The 18829-nt window shown below is 64.4% G+C and carries 20 protein-coding genes; 10 read left to right on the top strand and 10 right to left on the bottom strand.

Translation table 11 applies throughout. From position 1 onward, the window contains the following. Positions 1–50 precede the first annotated feature (50 nt). Positions 51–512 carry a MaoC family dehydratase gene (locus tag DKM43_RS13785; protein ID WP_109799083.1) on the top strand — a complete coding sequence of 154 codons (462 nt, stop codon included), beginning with the start codon at positions 51–53 and terminating at the stop codon, positions 510–512. Here the strand turns inward: DKM43_RS13785 and DKM43_RS13780 are convergent. Both DKM43_RS13780 and DKM43_RS13775 read right to left on the bottom strand, forming a co-directional pair. Continuing rightward, a complete protein-coding gene (locus DKM43_RS13780; RefSeq protein WP_161554097.1) occupies positions 493–1458 on the bottom strand; it encodes a glycosyltransferase family 2 protein in 966 nt (321 codons plus the stop codon). The two genes, DKM43_RS13785 and DKM43_RS13780, sit on opposite strands and share 20 nt — an antisense overlap. A gap of 219 nt (positions 1459–1677) precedes the next feature. Further along, positions 1678–2934 (bottom strand): polyhydroxyalkanoate depolymerase, encoded by a 1257-nt coding sequence (locus DKM43_RS13775; protein ID WP_201739880.1) that lies wholly within the window; start codon positions 2932–2934, stop codon positions 1678–1680. Positions 2935–3081: 147 nt separating this feature from the next. Here DKM43_RS13775 and DKM43_RS13770 point away from each other — a divergent pair, with 147 nt between their 5' ends. Both DKM43_RS13770 and DKM43_RS13765 read left to right on the top strand, forming a co-directional pair. Then, positions 3082–4896, top strand: a complete 1815-nt coding sequence (locus tag DKM43_RS13770; RefSeq protein WP_109799080.1) for an ABC transporter transmembrane domain-containing protein — start codon at positions 3082–3084, stop codon at positions 4894–4896. 43 nt (positions 4897–4939) lie between these two features. Then, positions 4940–5752: an undecaprenyl-diphosphate phosphatase gene (locus DKM43_RS13765; protein WP_109799079.1), complete on the top strand. Its 813-nt coding sequence runs from the start codon at positions 4940–4942 to the stop codon at positions 5750–5752. Between the two features lie 12 nt (positions 5753–5764). Here the strand turns inward: DKM43_RS13765 and phhA are convergent, their stop codons facing one another. Continuing rightward, positions 5765–6655 carry a phenylalanine 4-monooxygenase gene (gene phhA, locus DKM43_RS13760; RefSeq protein WP_109799094.1) on the bottom strand — a complete coding sequence of 297 codons (891 nt, stop codon included), beginning with the start codon at positions 6653–6655 and terminating at the stop codon, positions 5765–5767. Positions 6656–6919: 264 nt separating this feature from the next. Between phhA and rpmG the strand changes: the two genes are divergently transcribed. The 4 genes from rpmG (at position 6920) to ribA (ending at position 10048) form a co-directional block, all read left to right on the top strand. Then, a complete protein-coding gene (gene rpmG, locus DKM43_RS13755; RefSeq protein ID WP_011446825.1) occupies positions 6920–7087 on the top strand; it encodes a 50S ribosomal protein L33 in 168 nt (55 codons plus the stop codon). Positions 7088–7246: 159 nt separating this feature from the next. Then, positions 7247–7876: a LolA family protein gene (locus tag DKM43_RS13750; RefSeq protein WP_201739879.1), complete on the top strand. Its 630-nt coding sequence runs from the start codon at positions 7247–7249 to the stop codon at positions 7874–7876. 319 nt (positions 7877–8195) lie between these two features. Continuing rightward, positions 8196–8987: an exodeoxyribonuclease III gene (locus DKM43_RS13745; RefSeq protein ID WP_109799077.1), complete on the top strand. Its 792-nt coding sequence runs from the start codon at positions 8196–8198 to the stop codon at positions 8985–8987. Beyond that, positions 8984–10048, top strand: a complete 1065-nt coding sequence (ribA, locus tag DKM43_RS13740) for a GTP cyclohydrolase II (RefSeq protein ID WP_109799076.1) — start codon at positions 8984–8986, stop codon at positions 10046–10048. The genes DKM43_RS13745 and ribA overlap by 4 nt, the downstream gene beginning before the upstream one ends. Positions 10049–10077: 29 nt before the next feature. Here ribA and DKM43_RS13735 read toward each other — a convergent pair whose 3' ends face one another. The 6 genes from DKM43_RS13735 to murA all read right to left on the bottom strand — a co-directional run bounded on the left by DKM43_RS13735 (position 10078) and on the right by murA (position 14422). Further along, positions 10078–10383: a hypothetical protein gene (locus tag DKM43_RS13735; protein ID WP_109799075.1), complete on the bottom strand. Its 306-nt coding sequence runs from the start codon at positions 10381–10383 to the stop codon at positions 10078–10080. 51 nt (positions 10384–10434) lie between these two features. Further along, positions 10435–10785, bottom strand: coding sequence for a hypothetical protein (locus DKM43_RS13730; RefSeq protein ID WP_109799074.1), 351 nt, complete (start codon positions 10783–10785; stop codon positions 10435–10437). 37 nt (positions 10786–10822) lie between these two features. Then, positions 10823–11830: a right-handed parallel beta-helix repeat-containing protein gene (locus DKM43_RS13725; RefSeq protein WP_236632591.1), complete on the bottom strand. Its 1008-nt coding sequence runs from the start codon at positions 11828–11830 to the stop codon at positions 10823–10825. A gap of 97 nt (positions 11831–11927) precedes the next feature. Further along, positions 11928–12128, bottom strand: a complete 201-nt coding sequence (locus DKM43_RS13720) for a toxin-antitoxin system HicB family antitoxin (protein WP_109799073.1) — start codon at positions 12126–12128, stop codon at positions 11928–11930. 12 nt (positions 12129–12140) lie between these two features. Then, positions 12141–13049, bottom strand: coding sequence for an SPFH domain-containing protein (locus DKM43_RS13715; RefSeq protein ID WP_109799072.1), 909 nt, complete (start codon positions 13047–13049; stop codon positions 12141–12143). An 89-nt stretch (positions 13050–13138) separates the two neighbouring features. Beyond that, positions 13139–14422 carry a UDP-N-acetylglucosamine 1-carboxyvinyltransferase gene (gene murA, locus DKM43_RS13710; protein ID WP_109799071.1) on the bottom strand — a complete coding sequence of 428 codons (1284 nt, stop codon included), beginning with the start codon at positions 14420–14422 and terminating at the stop codon, positions 13139–13141. A 181-nt stretch (positions 14423–14603) separates the two neighbouring features. Between murA and galU the strand changes: the two genes are divergently transcribed. After that, a complete protein-coding gene (gene galU, locus DKM43_RS13705) occupies positions 14604–15530 on the top strand; it encodes a UTP--glucose-1-phosphate uridylyltransferase GalU (RefSeq protein WP_109799070.1) in 927 nt (308 codons plus the stop codon). A 39-nt stretch (positions 15531–15569) separates the two neighbouring features. Here the strand turns inward: galU and DKM43_RS13700 are convergent, their stop codons facing one another. Next, the gene (locus DKM43_RS13700; RefSeq protein WP_109799069.1) at positions 15570–16244 is read right to left on the bottom strand and encodes a TetR/AcrR family transcriptional regulator; all 675 of its coding nucleotides are present in this window, start codon (positions 16242–16244) and stop codon (positions 15570–15572) included. Positions 16245–16422: 178 nt separating this feature from the next. On the opposite strand from DKM43_RS13700, the gene DKM43_RS13695 reads away from it, so the two are divergent. After that, positions 16423–17538, top strand: coding sequence for a Gfo/Idh/MocA family protein (locus tag DKM43_RS13695; RefSeq protein ID WP_109799068.1), 1116 nt, complete (start codon positions 16423–16425; stop codon positions 17536–17538). A 12-nt stretch (positions 17539–17550) separates the two neighbouring features. Further along, a complete protein-coding gene (locus tag DKM43_RS13690; protein WP_109799067.1) occupies positions 17551–18606 on the top strand; it encodes a sugar phosphate isomerase/epimerase family protein in 1056 nt (351 codons plus the stop codon). Positions 18607–18829: the final 223 nt, after the last annotated feature.

Here is an 18829-nt window from a genome sequence, read left to right as displayed (position 1 = left end):
GCTTGTCGCCATCGTGCTGCCTGAACGAACCAGCAGGAGCACGCGCAGACATGGCAAGATTCGTCCCCGCCGAACAGATCAAGGGCATGGTTGGCGAGGTGGTCGGCACATCGCCATGGATCGAGATCACGCAGGAGCGAGTCAACAAGTTCGCCGAGGCAACCGGCGACTTCCAGTTCATCCATGTCGACCCCGAAAAGGCGAAACTCACCCCCTTTGGCGGGCCGATCGCGCACGGCTTCCTCACTCTCTCGCTGATCCCGCTGCTGACGATGGAAAGCGATTGTCCGCGGCCCGAACATATCAGGATGGGGGTCAACTATGGCGGCAACCGCACCCGCTTTCTTGCACCCGTCCGCGTGGGCAAGCGCATTCGCGGCGTTTTCCGGCTGCTCGACATGGAGGAGAAGCGCCCCGGCCAGTGGCAGCAGACGATGGAGATCACGGTGGAGATCGAAGGCGAGGCCAAGCCCGCGCTTCAGTGTGAGTGGATCACCCAGTTCTTCGTGTGAAGGCAGCGACGTGGCGGAAAATGATCCGGCGAAGATGATGGCCCAGATGGCGCATGATCGTGCCGGTCCGGCCCCGCGCAAGGCCGGGTGACAGCAGCAGGCCGCGCGCGAGCATGTCGATCCGGGGATCGATCCAGCTCGCCAGACCATGTTCGACAAGGGCCCGCGCGCGCAGCCTGCGGTCTTGCACCATGGCCAGTTCACGCCGCAGGATCTGCGCGCCGAGGCTGTGGATCCGGGCCGCGCGCTGGTCGGTCAGGCTGCCTTCGTGCCGGCGGTAGAGATAGAGATCTTCGCTGAGCGTGACGAAGCGGAAACTGCGCGCCGCACGCAGCCAGAAGTCATAGTCCTCAACCCCGAACAGGGCCTCGTCATAGCCTGCCAGAGCATGGGTCACGACCGCGCGGTAGAGAAAGGCGGCGCCGATCCGGTTGCCCAGCAGGATCTCGCTTGCCGGGCCGACCTTCTGGTAACCGATCACGCGACCCTCAGCGTCGATAACGCTGTAATCGGCATGGGCAATGGCCGCATCGGGATCGGCATCGAGCGCGGCAACCAGCCGTTCCAGCATATGCGGACGGGCGATGTTGTCATCGGATGTCCAGGTGTGCAGTTCGCCGCGCGCCGCGGCAAAGCCGGTGTTCAGCGCGCCGGGCAGGCCCTTGTTGGGGCGGTTGGTGATGATCCGCACGCGCCGGTCGGCCCGCGCATGGCGCGCGAGGATTGCCGGTGTCGCATCGGTGGAGCCATCGTCCACGCAGATCAGTTCGAAGTCGGTGAAGGTCTGGCCGAGGATCGAGGCGATGGCCTCATCCAGAAAGGCAGCACCGTTGTGAACGGGCAGGATCACGCTGACGCGCGGGGCGCGTTCGTGCTCAGCCGGTTCGGCCCGCGCAAGCACGGGCGCATCCACGCATTGCTCGTCTGGTGTCGCCGTTCTGCTCATCGCTGCAAGACATGCCCAACCGGGGCGAACCGTTGGTTGCCCCCGCATTGCACAATGTTTCACAGCGTCAAACGTGCCCTTTGGCCGCAGTCAAAGCGCCGCACCGTCCCGCGACGGGACCATTCCGCGCGGGTCTGTAAACGGGGCATGCCCCTTGCCCTTGCAAAAGGAGGGCTGACCCCGCGCGGCCGACCGGACGCGCGGGCCCGAAGGCCCGAATCAGGCGACGACCGACAGCTTGCGGCCCTTGGCCTTCTTGTCGAATTTGCCGATCCATTTCTCGATCACGGGCGCAATGGCCGTGCGCCAGCGCGAACCGTTGAAGATGCCGTAATGGCCCACTTCCGGGGCGAGCAGATAGTGCTTCATCTCCTCCGGCAGGTTCGGCGTGACCTTCAGCGCTGCCTTGGTCTGGCCAATGCCCGAAATGTCGTCGCGTTCACCCTCGATGCACAGGATGGCGGTGTCGGTGATGGCGCCCAGATCGACCGCGTGTCCGCGATGGACGAACTCGCCCTTGGGCAGGGCGTGGCGCTGGAACACCACGTCCACCGTCTGGAGATAGAACTCCGCCGGAAGGTCGCAGACGGCGCGGTATTCGTCGTAGAACGCCTTGGTCGCCTCGGCGCTCTCGTCGGCGCCTTCGTTCATGTGCTGGAACAGCTTGTAGTGGCTCATCATGTGGCTGCCGAGGTTCATCGACATGAAGCTGGCAAGCTGCACGAAGCCCGGATAGACGCGCCGCCCCTCGCCGGGATAGTTGGCCGGAACCGTGGTGATGACATTGTGCTTGAACCACACATAGGGCTTGGTGATAGCGTGGTCATTCACCGCCGTGGGGCTTTCGCGGGTATCGATCGGGCCGCCCATCATGGTGAGTGTAACCGGACGGCAGGGATGCTTCTGCGCCCCCATGATCGCGGTGGCGGCAAGGGCCGGGACCGACGGCTGGCACACCGCCATCATGTGCGCGCCTTCGCCGATATGTTCGAGAAAACCGATCAGGTAATCGATGTAGTCGTCCAGATCGAAAACGCCCTCGGCCAGCGGCACCAGCTTCGCATCGGCCCAGTCGGTGATATAGACGACGCAGCGCTCCAGCATCCGCTCCACCGTGCCGCGCAGCAGCGTGGCATAGTGCCCGCTCATGGGCGCGACGATCAGCAGACGCGGCGCATCCTTGGGCAGACCCTCGTGGGTGAACATCTTGAGATCGCCGAAGGGGCGCGTGATGACCGTGGTTTCCTTCACCGCATGGGCATGGCCATCGACATGCACCACCTTGATCCCGAAAGCAGGCTTGCCGCGCGGCGCCGCCGCATGTGCGAAGACATCAAGCGCGTTGGCGATCGTCTGCGAAGGGCCGATCCCGGCAAAGGGATTGCGCGGATCGGTGAGTGCATCGGCCATCATCGAAGCCCAGGCACTGCTGGCGTTCATCAGGGAACGCTGGATCTCATAAGCCTTGTAGAGCACTGCGAGCACCTTTTTTCATTTTCAACCGCCGCATGGCGGACGTTGCCCTGCAAAGTGCCGCGATTCGCGCATTTGTGCAATGCAACAATGCACCCGTCACGCAAGCGCCCCCTTTCGGCCCGGCCTGCCTTGGGCTAGGCGTCGGCCATGGACGCGCAGACCCCGAACCCGCAATCCCACCCTCAGGGCCAGACCGAACCGGCACCCAAGGCCCGCAGCCTCGGCCCGCTGCGCATGGTCTGGGCCGAAGCGGCGCGCTATCCGGGGCGGGTTGTTGCCGCCGCCACCGCGCTGGTTGTCACTTCGGCGGCAACGCTGGCGATCCCTTCCGGCTTCCGCCTGATCGTCGACAAGGGCTTTGCCGCCGGTGCCGATGTCAATGAACTGGGCCGCTGGTTCCAGTATCTCTTGTTGATCGTGCTGGTTCTGGCCATCGGCACTGCCTGCCGCTTTTATTTCGTGTCTTGGCTGGGCGAGCGCGTGGTGGCCGATGTTCGCCTCAAGGTTCAGGCCAACCTCCTGCGTCTGCCACCCTCGTTCTACGAGACGAACAGCCCCAAGGAAATCGCCTCGCGCATGACCTCGGATACCGCGATCATCGAACAGGTCGTGGGAACCACGGTTTCGGTTGCGCTGCGCAATACCATTACCGCCATCGGCGGGGTAGGCTATCTGCTCTATCTCGCGCCGAAGCTGACGGCGATCCTCCTGCTGGGCATTCCGCTGGTGGTGGTTCCCATCGTGGTCATCGGCCGCCGCCTGCGCAATGTGGCCCGTTCAAGCCAGGACCGGGTCGCCGGAATCGGCGTGATCGTTTCGGAAGTGCTGGGCGCGATGAAGATCGTGCAGGCGTTCGGGCAGGAAAGCCGCGAACTCGCCCGCTTCGGAGAGAAGGTCGAAGCCACCTTCCAGACCGCCCTGCGGCGCATCTCGATCCGCGCCGGGATGACGGCCATCGTCATTCTGCTGATCTTCGGCGGCATTACCATGCTGGTGTGGGAAGGGGCCATCGGGGTGGCCGAAGGGACCATCAGCGGAGGCACGATCTTTGCCATCGTGATCACCGCCGGGCTTGTGGCGGGCGCGCTGGGCGCCTTGTCCGAGGTTTACGGCGATCTACTGCGCGGCGCGGGTGCGGCAGGACGCCTCAATGAACTGCTGCGCGAAGAGCCGGACATCGCCCCACCCGCCCGGCCTACCGTCCTGCCGGTGCCGCCACGCGGCCAACTCGCGTTCCAGAACGTGTCGTTCCGCTATCCCTCGCGCCCCGAAGTGCTGGCGCTCGACGATTTCACGCTCACCGTCGAACCCGGCGAAACCGTGGCGATCGTCGGTCCTTCGGGGGCGGGCAAATCCACCCTGTTTCTGCTGGCCCAGCGCTTCTATGATCCTCACGGCGGCACTGTGCGCATCGATGGCGTGCCGCTGACCAGCGCCGATCCTGCCGAGATCCGCGCTCGCACCGCGCTTGTCCCGCAGGATGCCACGCTGTTTTCGGCCTCCGCGCGCGACAACCTGCGCTATGGCCGATGGGACGCCAGCGACGAGGAGATCTGGGAAGCCGCGCGTGCTGCCAATGCAGAACAGTTCCTGCGCGAACTGCCGCAAGGGCTTGATACTTTCCTGGGCGAAGACGGAACCCGGCTTTCCGGCGGACAGCGCCAGCGCATCGCCATTGCCCGCGCGGTGCTGCGCAATGCCCCGATCCTGCTGCTCGACGAGGCGACTTCGGCGCTCGATGCCGAAAGCGAACGGCTGGTGCAGGATGCGCTGGACCGGCTGATGAAGGACCGCACCACGCTTGTCATCGCGCACCGGCTGGCCACGATCCGCGCGGCCGACCGCATCGTGGTGATGGAATCCGGGCGCATCGTCGAGCAGGGCACCCATGCCAGCCTGACCGCCGCCGATGGCCTCTACGCCCGCCTCGCGCGGCTCCAGTTCGATGGACTGGCCGCATAGTCCTTGACTTCGTGCTGCACCGCGGCAAACCCCGAAAGCCATTATGGATACGATCGTCACCGCCATTCTGCTCGGCATTGTCGAGGGCCTCACCGAGTTCATCCCGGTCTCCTCGACCGGGCACCTCATCCTTGCCACCGAGCTTTTCGGCTATGACGCGCAGCAGTGGGCCACCTTCAACGTGGTGATCCAGCTTGGCGCGATTCTGGCCGTGGTGGTGCAATACTGGCGCACCTTCTGGGCCGTGGGCATGGGCCTTTTGCGCCTTGAGCCGATCTCGCTGCGCTTCCTGCGCAACCTTTTGGTCGCCTTCCTGCCTTCCGCCATCCTTGGCCTTGCGCTCAAGAAGCACATCAACGTTCTGCTGGGCAGCCCTGCGGTGGTGTGCTGGGCGCTGATCGTGGGCGGCATTGCCATTCTGGCGATCGAGAAGCTGGCGAAGCCTGGCGAGCCGACAGGCATCGGCGAACTCCCGGTGAAACAGGCGCTAGGCGTTGGCATCGTGCAGTGTCTTTCGATGGTGCCCGGCGTCAGCCGTTCGGGCGCCACGATCATGGGGGCGCTGGCCATGGGCATTGAACGGCGCACGGCGGCCGAGTTCAGTTTCTTCCTTGCCATACCCACCATGCTGGGTGCCACGACGCTTGAATTGCTCGACAGCCGCGAGGCCCTGATGAGCGGCACGATGGGCGTGGGCTGGTCGGAAATCGCGGTGGGCTTTGCCGTGTCGTTCGTGGTGGCGCTGGCGGTGATCCGGCTCTTTGTTGCCTATGTCAGCCGTGCGGGTTTCAAGCCGTTTGCATGGTATCGCATCGCCGCCGGTGCGGCGGCGCTTGTCTGGCTGGGCCTGCGCTGAAGCGCCGCGCCGCTACACCGGCACGGCGCCCGAATGGCGGCCGCCGCGCAAGTGATATTCCAGCGTTCCCCGGTGCAGCACATCGTCCACGTCGATCACGGCGGTATTGGCATAGGTGAAGCCGGGGCCAAGGCTGCGGTAAAGGCGGTCGAAATCACGCTCCACCGTCTGCCGGTAGAGATCGGCGAAGCTTTCGATCACGAAGTAGGTGGGCTGAAGATCATCGATCACGTAATCGGTGCGCATCACCCGGTCGACGTTGAGCATGATGCGGTTGGGTGATTGCCCTTCAAGTGCGAACACCGCCTCGCGCGGGCCGGACAGGATGCCCGCGCCATAGACGCGCAGGTGCCCGTCCTCGATCACCAGCCCGAACTCGACCGTGTACCAATAGAGCGCGCCCAGCGCCTTCAGCCGGTTGTAACGCATCGCCTTCCAGCCCGCGCGGCCATATTCCTGCATGTAATCGGCATAGGTCGGGTCGGCCAGCATGGGCACATGGCCGAACACGTCGTGGAACACGTCGGGTTCCTGGATGTAGTCGAGCGTTTCGGCTGAACGGATGAAGTTGCCCGCCGGGAAGCGGCGGTTGGCAAGATGCCAGAAGAACACGTGATCGGGGATCAGCATGGGCACGGGCACCACGCTCCACCCGGTGAGCGCGCCGAGCTGCTGCGACAGCTGCGCGAAATCGGGCACTCCGCCACGGCCGAGGTCAAGCCGCTCAAGCCCGTCAAGGAATGCCCTGCATGCCCGGCCCGGAAGAAGGCGCATCTGCCGCGCGAACAGTTCATCCCAGATGGCATGTTCCTGTGCCGAATAGCGCCGCTGGGCAGGCTCCAGCCAGTCAGCCCCCACCCGCTCAGGGCGTTTCAGCGGTGCCGTATAGATACCTTCCGCCATATCGGGCAGGCGCGAAAAGTCGGAGGATGCGGGCGTGCAGGTCATCGTCGGCAGGTCATGGTCGGGCGGTGCGGGTGACATCTTGATATGGTTTCCATTGCAACCAATAGCACGCCTGCGCGTTTCCGGCAAATCGCGGCGGCGGGTTGTGCAGGCTTGACTTCGCCGCGATTCTATCCCAACGGCCCCACCCTGTGACGGCGGCGTGGAAACGCGCCGCCACATTCGTTTTCAGATTCGCGCGCGAAAGTTCAGGATAGAGCCATGGCAAAGCCCACCACCGTCAAGATCCGTCTGGTCTCGACCGCTGACACCGGCTTCTTCTACGTGACCAAGAAGAACCCCCGCAACACCACCGAAAAGATGACCTTCCGCAAGTATGACCCGGTCGTGCGCAAGCACGTCGAGTTCAAGGAAGCGAAGATCAAGTAAGCGCGCCTGCGCCTCTCCTCCCGCCGGGCCGACCCCGCCCCACCCAAGGAACCGGGCAGGTTTGCGCGGGTGTGGCTGACGGGGGTCCGGTTCACGGGGAGTTCAACGCCGAAACTGCAAGGAACGGCGATGAACACGATTTTTTCCAGACTTCGCAGAATGGGCCGCCCCGTCGCGGCCCTTTCGCTTGTGCTCGCCCCGGCAGGCGCCATGGTGCTGCCGCAGCCCCTTGCCGCGCAGGCTCCGCAGACCGACATCGACCGGGCCGTGGCCGCGCTGCGCGGGATTACCACCCTGCGGGCCAATTTCGTGCAGACAGACCGCACCGGCCAGTCCGTTTCGGGTGTGCTCACGCTCAAGCGCCCCGGCAAGGTCCGCTTCCAGTATGAAAAGGGTGTGCCGCTGCTCATCGTGGGTGATGGCAAGGCACTTACCATGATCGATTACGAGGTGCGGCAGGTGCAGCGCTGGCCCATCGGCAACAGCCCGCTGGGCGCGCTGCTCGATCCCCAGAAGGACGTTGCGCGATTTGCCCAGCAGATCCCGACGGGCGCAAGCGGCGTCGTCAGCCTGCGTGTGCGCGATCCCAAGCACCCCGAATATGGCACGATCACCATGATCTTCGCGCGCAATGGCGCTGCGCCGGGCGGATTGCAGCTTGATTCGTGGGTCGCCACCGATGCGCAGAACAAGCAGACCACCGTGCGCCTTTCGGGCCATGAATATGGCGTGGCGGTGGATGACAAGACGTTCCGGTGGACTGATCCCCGCCCTGCATCGCGGCGCTGAGGAACGTTTCCTGACCGGCCGTTCGCATCGTGCGACAAGTTGCGACAAGCCTGACGGGGCTGTTCATCGGGTGGAAAGCGTTCATGGCCTAAACCGTTCGTGACGAGGCGGTCGAGACGGGTTTCCCCCCTGTTGCCCGGTCTCCTGAAGGCCTCTCGTCAAGCGTGACGAACGCGAATGGAACCCTCGGACCAATGCCCCCGGTCCGAGGGTTTTGTTCTTCCCGATCATCACCGGCCGTCCCGCCAGCCCTAACCCCATCCTGTCTGGTCCACATCCCGTCTGGTAAAGCCGCGCCCGCATACCTAAAGCAGGGCGCATGATCTCGATTGCCACATGGAACATCAATTCGGTCCGCCTGCGCGCCGATCAGGTCGAACGCTTTCTCGCGCAGGAATCGCCCGATGTCCTGTGCCTTCAGGAGATCAAGTGCGCCGAGACCGCGTTCCCGCACGAAGTGTTCGAGAAGCTGGGATATGTTCACCGGGCAGTGCACGGGCAGAAGGGCTATCACGGCGTGGCCACTGTCAGCCGCATACCGCTGCGCGATGTCAGCAGGCATGACTGGCAGGACAATGGCGAGGCGCGGCACATCGGCGTGGAACTGCTGGGGCCGGGTCAGGGGCTTGTTCTGGAGAATGTCTACATCCCCGCCGGCGGCGATGTGGCCGACCGCGAGGTGAACCCCAAGTTCGGCCAGAAGCTGGACTTTCTTGAACGCATGACCCGCTGGGCCGAACGGATTGACCGGCCGACGCTGATCGTGGGCGATTTCAACATCGCGCCGCTGGAATGCGATGTCTATGATCACAAGGCGCTGCTGAAGGTGGTAAGCCACACGCCGGTAGAGGTCGAAACGCTTCAGCGCTTTGCCGATGCCCATGGCTGGGTCGATCTGGGGCGCAAACACATCCCCGCGCCGGAACGCAACTATTCGTGGTGGTCCTACCGCTCCTACTGGCGCAACAAGGATCAGGGACGGCGGCTTGACCACATGTGGGCCTCGCCTGAGGTTGCCGCGCAAAGCCGCGCCCACCGCTTCATCGAGGAGACACGGCGCTGGGACCAGCCTTCGGACCATGTGCCGCTGATGACCGAGCTGGACCTGTGAGCGAGGCGCGCAATGTTGCCCGCGCGCTTGATGCGCTGCGCCATGGCTGGGCCATCCGGGTAACGGGGGAAGGCGGCGCGCTTGATCTGCTGCCTGCCGAAACGGCCTTTGTTCAGCCCGGCATCTATGCGGCGCGGCTGCTGATTTCGGCCGCGCGCGCGGCCACGCTGAAACTTGCCAACCAGCGCGATGCCGCCATTCCCCATGCGCCGGTGATGATCCGCGGGGCCGAACCGTTCAGCCTTGCCGCTGCGCGCAACCTTGCCGATCCCGCCCAAGACCTTGGCAGCCCCTTGCGCGGCCCGTTCAAGGCAGACCCGATCACCGCGCAGGAAGCCGCCATCGCCGCGATGGACATGGCGCGGCTGGCGGGCATTCTGCCTGCGTTCCTGATCGCAACCGGGGTGGAGATTGCGGCAGAGGTTTCCGCAACTGATCTTGCGGCTTTCAAGGATCCGCTGAACCTGACGATACAGGCCCGCGCGCGGCTGCCGGTGCACGCATGCGAACATGCCGAAATCATCGCCTTTCGCGCGCGTGATGACCTGCGCGAACATGTCGCGCTCGTCCTTGGCACGCAGACCAGCGAACGCGCCCCGCTGGTGCGGCTGCATAGTGAATGCCTGACCGGCGACGTGCTGGGCAGCCTGAAGTGCGACTGCGGCCCGCAGCTTGATGCAGCCCTTGCCCGCATGGCCGAGGAAGCCAACGCGGGCGGCTGGGGCGTGCTGCTCTACCTGCGGCAGGAAGGGCGGGGCATCGGCCTCATCAACAAGCTGCGCGCCTATGAATTGCAGGATCAGGGCTTCGATACGGTGGACGCGAACGAGCGGCTTGGCCTGCCCAGCGAAGCGCGCGATTTCCCGGTTGCGGCGCGGATGCTCGATCTGCTGGGCGTTTCCTCGCTGCGCCTGCTCACGAACAATCCGCAGAAGGTGAAGACCTTGCAGGATCTGGGGCTTGAGGTGACGGAACGTGTGGCACACCAGCTTCCCGCCAACCCGCACAACCGGCGCTATCTTGAAACCAAGCGTGACCGGACCGGGCATCTGCTGCGCTGACGCGGGGGCAATGCCCCCGCGCCCCCGGATCAGACCGGCGCGCCCGATATGGCCAGCAGCACCAGCGCTGCGACAACCCCGGAAAAGACCAGCGCCCGGCCAATATCCTTCAGGGTGAACCCGTCGATGTGGTCGGCGCGGAACTTGCGGTAGCCGCGCTCGGCTGCGGGATTGCTGGCCACCAGCGCCACATCCATGGCGCTGGCCTGGCGGCGGAACCAGGTAATGAGCAAGGCCTGCTCTTCGGGCGTGACATCGGGGTAGGTGGTCAGCAGCGCCTCGACATGGGCACGGCGAGCATCGACCGCAGATGCGATCGTGGGATCGTTGGACATGATTGATTTCCTGACATGCGTTTCATCAGCGCCCGAAGGCGCAGCGGCAGGTCAGGCAAGAGGCGGTGCGCGGGGGGCCGGCCGCAGCAGCAGCGGCGCCGGAGCTGGCGGCGCGGTCTGCGGCGGCCAGAAAGAGGCGGTCTGCCGCGCGAGGGGCGCTGCAACGGGGGCCGCCATTGCAGGCATCTGCGGCGGCGGAGGCGCAATCGGCAGCATGGCCCGCTGCACGCCGGTATTGCGCTGCGGTGCCACGGCCAGTTCGGTAGTTGCCGCGCTGAAGGCTGAACCGCTGCGCGCCTGCAACGGCGCCTCGAAGGGCATGGTTGCGTGCGCCAGCACCGTCAGCGCCAGCACAAAGGCCCAGAAACGGCCGATGATGTTCGCAGGAAGGCGGCTCAGCACGCGTCCAAGGTAGGCATGCAGGCCGGTGGCTGCAAGATCAGCGCTTTTCGAACGGCTTCAGCCCGTTGCCCAGCGAGTTGTTGCCAATGGCCAGCTTGTCGCCCGACCAGTCGGCCACGAAGACCGAACCCCACGGCACACCGGGCGCGAAGCGCGCTTCGTTGCCAACCACGGCAAGCCCCGCAGAGGAATAGACCCGGCCTTCTGCGGCGAGCGCGATGAAGGCGCTGTGGTTCTCCTTGTCCTTGCCCTGCACGAAAACGTTATCGGCAATCCGCCCGGTTGCGCCCGCGGGCAGGTCGATCATGTAGTTTGTGGTCTTGCCGGCGCTGTCATCGAAGCTCGATTCGCTGACATCGATGCGCGCGGCACGGCTCTTCACGTAATGACCTCCGCGCCCCGCCTCGAACCGGCTGCGGCGCACTGTCAGGCTGCCATAGTCGCCCAGATAGATCGAATGGGCGCAGGAAAGCCCGCGGTCGCAGCGCCCAAGGCGCGTGAAGGTAGATTTCTCGATCAGCACCGCGCCAGTCGGATCGTTGGCCGAAAGGATGCCCTGCTCGCTGTCGCGGAACCAGGTCTGCCGCACGGTGAGGTTGCCGCGTTCGAGCCGGATGCCCGCGCCGTTGGCATCGGGCACGCGCACGTTCTGGAAGATCAGCCCCTCTACCCGCGTCGAACGCCCGCGCACGACCAGCGTGGCCTTGCCTTCGCAGGCCGCGCCATCGAACACGGTCTGGCCCGGAACCTGTGCGACAAAACCCACATCGCCCGCCTGCTGCACCGCGCAATCGCGATAGACGCCTGGCTCGATCTGGATGGTGCCCGTTCCATCGCCGATGGAATTGACCGCATCCTGCAGGGCGGCAAACCGCTTGCCGCTTTCAACCACGGTATAAGGGCTGCGCGCGCCCGCCTGCGCCAGCAGCGCCGTTGCCGGGATTGCGGCGAGCGCGGCAACACCCAGCGCCAGAACGGCCAGACGCTGGCCTCTGTGGCGGCGTTCGCGCAGGGCGAAGGGATTGAGCGCTGAAGGCGTGGGCATCTGTTGGTTCCGCTCCCGGCAATGATCCGTGCCCGGTCTATCGGCAAATGATTGACAGGCCCTTTCGTTCCGGCGTCACAACCTGCACCTGAGGCGCTCAACCCTCCTTCGGCGGACGTCCCCGGCGCGGGCCTTCGGTTTCGGGCAATTTCACCCCGCGCCGTGCCAAGGCCTCGCGCAGCAGGACTTCGATCTGGGCATTGGCCGAGCGCAGATCGGCCGCCGCCATGCGCTCGATCGCGGCGAAGAGCGCCGGATCGAGCCGCAGGGGAAAAGCCTTTCGGGGCGCCTGTGCCACGCTTGCGGCCGCCTACTGATAAAGGGTTCCGGTATTCACCACCGGCTGCGTCTCGCGCTCGCCGCACAGCACGACCATGAGGTTCGAGACCATGGCGGCGCGGCGCTCGTCATCCAGTTCGACCACCTGCCGGGCCGAAAGCTGTTCAAGCGCCATCTCGACCATCGAAACCGCGCCTTCCACCAGCTTGCGCCGGGCCGAGATCACCGCTTCGGCCTGCTGGCGGCGCAACATGGCGCCTGCGATTTCGGGGGCATAGGCAAGGTGGGTCAGCCCGCATTCGTCCACCGTGATGCCCGCAAGCTTGAGCCGCTCATTCAGCTCGGCGCGCAGTTCGGCGTTGATCTGGTCATGGTGGCCGCGCAGCGTCACTTCGTGATGCTCGATGTCGTCATAGGGATAACGCGAGCCGATCGAGCGCACCGCGCTTTCGATCTGGACGATCACGAATGCCTTGTAGTCGTCCACATCGAACAGCGCCTGCGCCGTATCGGAAACGCGCCAGACCACGTTTGCGGCAATCTCGATGGGGTTGCCGCGCAGATCGTTGACCTTGAGCTTTTCGGAGACGACGTTGTTGGCACGCACCGAAATCTTGGTCTTGCCCATCCACGGCCAGACCCAGCGCAGCCCGTTGCTGCGGTCCGTGCCGCGATAGGAGCCGAACAGGGTTATCGCCGCCGCCTGATTGGGCTGGATCATGTAGAAGCCCGAAGCAATCAGCACCACTGCGGCCGGGCCAAGGAAGATCGTCGAAACAAAGCTCCACGCCTCGGTTTCCGGTCCCTCGCTTGCGGCAAAGCCCAGGATGCGCGCCGCCGTGAGCACCACGATCACGAGCATCAGGATGAGCATGGCATAGCCATTGGCAGCCCACGCGGTGCTTTCCACGCTGGCGGAATGGGTCTTGGCGGACGACATCACGTTTCCCCTCGAAAAACTGATATCATATTAATATCAGATTCGAGCGGTGGCGCAAGCAGATCTGGAAAGTGCCGGAAGAAGGGCCTTCAATCCCCGCCGACGCGCTCGATATCGGCGCCCATCAGCGAAAGTTTCTCCTCAAGCCGCTCGTATCCGCGATCGAGATGGTAGAGGCGGTGGACCTGTGTTTCCCCTTCGGCGGCAAGGCCCGCGATCACCAGGCTCATCGAGGCGCGCAGGTCGGTGGCCATGACTTCAGCCCCGGTCAGACGTTCAACCCCGTGGACCACGGCGGTGCGGCCCTTGGTTTCGATCCGTGCGCCCATGCGGTTCAGTTCTGGCACATGCATGTAGCGGTTTTCGAAGATCGTCTCGGTCAGCACCGAAGAACCTTTGGCAAGGCACAGCATCGCCATGAGCTGGGCCTGCATGTCGGTGGCGAAACCGGGATAGGGCGCGGTGGAGATGGTCACGGGTCGCAAGGGGCCTTCGGCGGCCACGAACAGCCCGCCCTTGCGCGGCTCGACATGGACGCCCGCATCGCGCAGCGCCTGCACGGTGGCTTCCATGTCCTCGATCCGCGCGCCCTGAAGCATCACCTCGCCGCCGGTGATCGCGGCCGCGCAGGCATAGGAGCCGGCCTCGATCCGGTCGGGCATGACCATGTAGGTTGCGCCGTGCAGCCGATCGACCCCGTGGATCACGAGGTCCGATGTGCCGATACCCTCGATCTGCGCTCCCATCGCCACCAGCAGGTTGCAAAGGTCGACGATTTCCGGTTCGCGCGCGGCATTGTGCAGGGTCGATTTGCCCTTCGCCAGAACGGCGGCCATCAGCGCGTTCTCGGTCGCGCCAACCGAGACGACAGGGAACGAATAGCGCCCGCCCGGCAACCCGCCATCGGGCGCAATCGCCCGCACATAGCCTGCGGCCAGTTCGATCTTCGCACCAAAGGCTTCAAGCGCCTTGAGGTGCAGGTCGATCGGGCGGTTGCCGATGGCGCAGCCTCCCGGCAGCGAGACCGTGGCTTCGCCCGCACGGGCCAGCATGGGGCCAAGCACGAGGATCGACGCGCGCATCTTGCGCACCAGATCATAAGGGGCAACCGTGGATGTGAGACGGGTGGCCTGAAGCGTCATCACGCGGCCGAAATCTTCGGGCCGCGCGCCGGCAATCGAGGTCGAGATGCCGAACTGGTTCATCAGATGCTGGAACCCGTCGATGTCGGCAAGCCGTGGCAGGTTGCGCAGCGTCAGCGGCTCTTCGGTCAGGAGCGCACAGGGCAGAAGGGTGAGGGCCGAGTTCTTTGCGCCGGAAACCGGCACGGTGCCAGAGAGGCGTTTGCCGCCGCGGATGATGATCTTGTCCATCGCGGCGGTTTAGCCGGTTTGCAATCCTGTGCAAGCATGAGACCGGTCCGCGCGGGCATGGCGGGCATGGCGAGCGGGCATGACATGTGCTGTCAGGGGTCTGTCCCTGCCTTGACATTTTCCCTTAGTAATTGTGCAGTGCATCACGACAGCGCGGCAAAGTTTGGGCAAGACTGGAAAAATGACGAATACGCTCCCCGTTTCCCCGGCCGCATCCTCGGCCGTTTCTCCGGTGCGCAAGCCGATCCGCAAGGCTGTCTTTCCGGTCGCGGGCCTTGGCACGCGCTTCCTGCCGGCAACGAAGGCCATCCCCAAGGAAATGCTGCCCATAATCGATCGCCCGCTGATCCAGTATGCGGTGGATGAAGCGCGCGAGGCGGGGATCGAGCAGCTCATCTTCGTGACCGGGCGCGGCAAGACCGCGATTGTCGAGCATTTCGACACGGCCTACGAGCTTGAGCACACGATGTCGGATCGCGGCAAGGCGCTTGATGTGCTGGCACCCACGCGCATCCAGCCGGGCAATCTCGTTACCGTGCGCCAGCAGGTGCCGATGGGGCTGGGCCATGCCATCTGGTGCGCCAGGGCCGTGGTGGGCGATGAGCCCTTCGCCATCTTCCTGCCCGATGAGATGATGGTGGGATCACCTGGTTGCATGAAGCAGATGGTCGATGCCTACGAAGCGCTGGGCGGCAATCTCATCTCGGTGCTGGAAGTGCCCGAAGACGAAGTCTCAAGCTATGGCGTGATCGCCCCCGGCGCACGGATCAGCGAGAACATCACCGAAGTGACCGGGCTGGTCGAGAAGCCAAAGCGCGAGGATGCGCCGTCGAACCTCATCATTTCGGGCCGCTACATTCTTCAGCCCGAAGTCATGCGCACACTGGAGGATCAGGGCACCGGCGCGGGCGGCGAAATCCAGTTGACCGATGCCATGGCGCGGATGATCGGCCAGCAGCCTTTCCACGCCGTGACCTTTGCAGGCAGGCGCTTCGATTGCGGCAGCAAGACCGGCTTTGTCGAGGCAACGCTGTCGCTGGCGCTGGAACGGCCCGACATGGCCGACGAGGTCCGCGCCATCATGAAGCGGTTGCTGGCCACCGGCTGACGGCGCGTTCGCGCATCCGGTGCGCAGGCACGAAGTGCTTCAGGGCGCCCTGAGATAGGCAAGGCACATGCGGCCCAGTTCGCGCTTGAGGACATCCCAGTCATAATCGTGCGCGGCCTCGCCCGATGAGCCGAGACTGAGTTGACGGGCAAGCGTTGCAAACACGATCTTGTAGGCCGAGTTGGCCTTGATCTCGTGGTCGGTTCCGCCAAAGCTGGCGCGGTAACGCAGCATGGCCTCCATGCCGCGGGCGGTTGCGCGCAGGGCGTGGTCCTTGCCCGGCTTCGAAACCAGCGGATCGAACGAGGCTCGCTCCATCGCAAGGCGCAGCAAGGGGGCGTTCACGCGCAGCACTTCGGCATAGCCCGCAACATAACGCGGCATGAACTCGTCAATCGTGGGTGATTGCGCCAGAACTTCCTCGACCATCGCCTCTTCCGCTTGCGCGAGATCCTCAAGCGCCCGGGCGATGACCGCACGCACGAGGTTGTCCTTGCTCTGGAAACGCAGATAGATTGAACCGATCGAGACATTGCCGCGCGCGTTCACATCCTGAAGGGTAAAGTCCTCGCTGCCCCGTTCCAGCATCAGTTCGCGGGCGGCCGCGAGCATCCGTTCCAGCGACGCCTTGCTGCGCCCCTGCTGGGGTGTCCGGCTGACATTCTCCACGGCCAGAGTGCTGTCTTCGCCCGCTTTCTTCACGCCACGCGCCATCGTGCCCGCCTGCTGTTGAAACTGTCGTTCTAGTATGACTGCGGCCTTCCTTGCACGATTGACAGTAAAGGTAAAGCCGCCCCGCAAACCCGAACCCGCCTTGACTGTATCGCAGGCCCTTGACCACGCGCATTTAAGAAATAGAATATGACTTCTAAAATTGAACGGGAGTTTGCGGATGCGGCGTTTGCGAATGGGCATGATCGGTGGCGGGCCGGGGGCATTCATCGGCCCGGTGCATCGCTTTGCCGCCGAACTGGACCGAGAGATCGAACTCGTCGCGGGCGTCTTTTCCAGCGATCCGCAGCGCAGCACGGCCGCAGGCGATGCCTACCGGATCGATCCTGCGCGCGCCTACCCATCGCTCGATGCCATGTTCCGTGCCGAAGCCGGACGGAGTGACGGCATCGATTTCGTCGCGGTCGTCACCCCCAATCACAACCACCTGCCCTCGGCGCGGGCCGCGCTTGAGGCGGGGCTTCCTGTCATCACCGACAAGCCGCTGACGGCAACACTGGCTGAAGCCCATGCGCTGGCCGATCTCGTCACGGCGGCCGGAAAACCCTTTGCCGTGACCTATACCTATTCCGGATACCCGCTTGTGCGCGAAGCCCGCGCCCGGATTGCGGCGGGAGAGATCGGCACGGTGCGCAAGGTCGTGGTCGAATATCCGCAAGGCTGGCTTGCGGGCGAAGCGGTGGGCAAGCAGGCCGAATGGCGGGTCGATCCCGCGCGCGCCGGACTGGGCGGGTGCATCGGCGACATTGGTGTCCATGCCTTCCAGTTGGCCGAGTTTGTCACGGGCCTGCGCGTGCGTGAGCTGCTGGCCGATCTTGCCGCCGTGGTGCCGGGGCGCCTGCTCGACGATGACTGCTCGATTCTCCTGCGCTTTGACAATGGCGCGCGCGGTGTCCTCCTCGCCAGCCAGATCGAGGTGGGCGAGCTGAACGGCCTGCGCATTCGTGTCTATGGCGACAGGGGCGGCATCCTCTGGAAGCAGGAAGAGCCGAACACCCTCACCATCAACCGGCTCGATGGCACCTGCACGCTTGTGCGATCTGGCACCGGAGTGCTGGGCGCGGATGCCGCAGTCCGCACGCGCACACCGGGCGGCCATCCCGAAGGCTATCTCGAAGCCTTCGCCAACCTCTACCGCGATTTCGCCGCGCTCGTGCGCGGCGAAGCTGCGCCGCTCCTGCCCGGCATCGCCGATGGCGTGCGCGGCATGGCCTTCATCGACACCGCCGTTTCGGCCAGCCGCGACCGCGCAGGCTGGGTCACGCTCGAATCCTGAAGGAAATCCGCCATGAAGACGATCAAAGGCCCCGGAATCTTCCTTGCCCAGTTTGCGGGCGATGCCGCCCCCTTCAACAGCCTTGAAACCATTGCCGACTGGGCTTCCTCGCTCGGCTACAAGGGCATCCAGATTCCAAGCTGGGATGCGCGGCTGTTCGATCTGGAAAAGGCCGCAACCAGCCAGACCTACTGCGACGAGATCAAGGGCATGCTTGCCGCCAAGGGGCTGGAGATCACCGAGCTTTCGACCCACCTGCAAGGCCAGCTTGTAGCCGTGCACCCCGCCTTCGATGCGCAGTTCGACGGTTTTGCGCCTTCCGCAGTCCATGGCAATCCGGCGGCCCGGCAGGAATGGGCCGTGCAGCAGATGAAGTTCGCGGCCAGAGCCAGCGCCAATCTGGGACTGACGGCTCACGCCTCGTTTTCCGGCGCATTCGCATGGCCCTATTTCTATCCTTGGCCCGCGCGGCCCGCAGGGCTGGTCGAGGACGCGTTCGACGAACTGGCGCGTCGCTGGAAACCGATCCTCGATGTCTTCGACGAGAATGGCGTCGATATCGCCTACGAAATCCATCCGGGCGAGGATCTGCACGACGGTGTCACTTTCGAGATGTTCCTTTCGCGCGTCGGCAATCATCCGCGCGCCAACATCCTCTACGATCCCAGCCACTTCGTGCTGCAACAGCTTGATTACCTCGCCTTCATCGACATCTATCACGAACGCATCAAATGCTTCCACGTGAAGGACGCCGAGTTCCGCCCGAATGGTCGTTCGGGGGTCTATGGCGGCTATCAGTCGTGGGTCGATCGTCCCGGCCGCTTCCGCTCTCTGGGCGATGGACAGGTGGATTTTGCCGGTATCTTCAGCAAGATGGCCGCCAATGACTATGCCGGTTGGGCCGTGCTGGAATGGGAATGTGCGCTGAAGCACCCTGAAGTGGGCGCGGCAGAGGGCGCTCCTTTCATCGATCGCCACATCATCCGCGTGACCGAACACGCCTTTGATGATTTCGCCGCGGGCGGCGCAGATCGCGCGCTCAACGCAAGGCTCATGGGCATCGGCTGATTGCCATGGCCTGATCTCTGGCCGCAGGTTTGCCTGCAAGAGGCGCCGTCAGGTCCACCCAGACGGCGCCTTTCTGTTGCGCGGCCATGCCGACAATGCCGCATCGGCTGCAAAGTTTCGCTTTGCACCTTTGCAAGTTTACCGTGGACACCATTGCCAATCCAAGCCATCGCGGCCCTTGATGGTGGGAATCCACCAAGAGGCACAATCGCAGGAGCATAGT

It is taken from the genome of Novosphingobium meiothermophilum (assembly GCF_003171715.1).
In the GTDB taxonomy this organism is placed as follows: domain Bacteria; phylum Pseudomonadota; class Alphaproteobacteria; order Sphingomonadales; family Sphingomonadaceae; genus Novosphingobium; species Novosphingobium meiothermophilum.
This window is presented reverse-complemented; position numbering and strand designations above follow the sequence as displayed.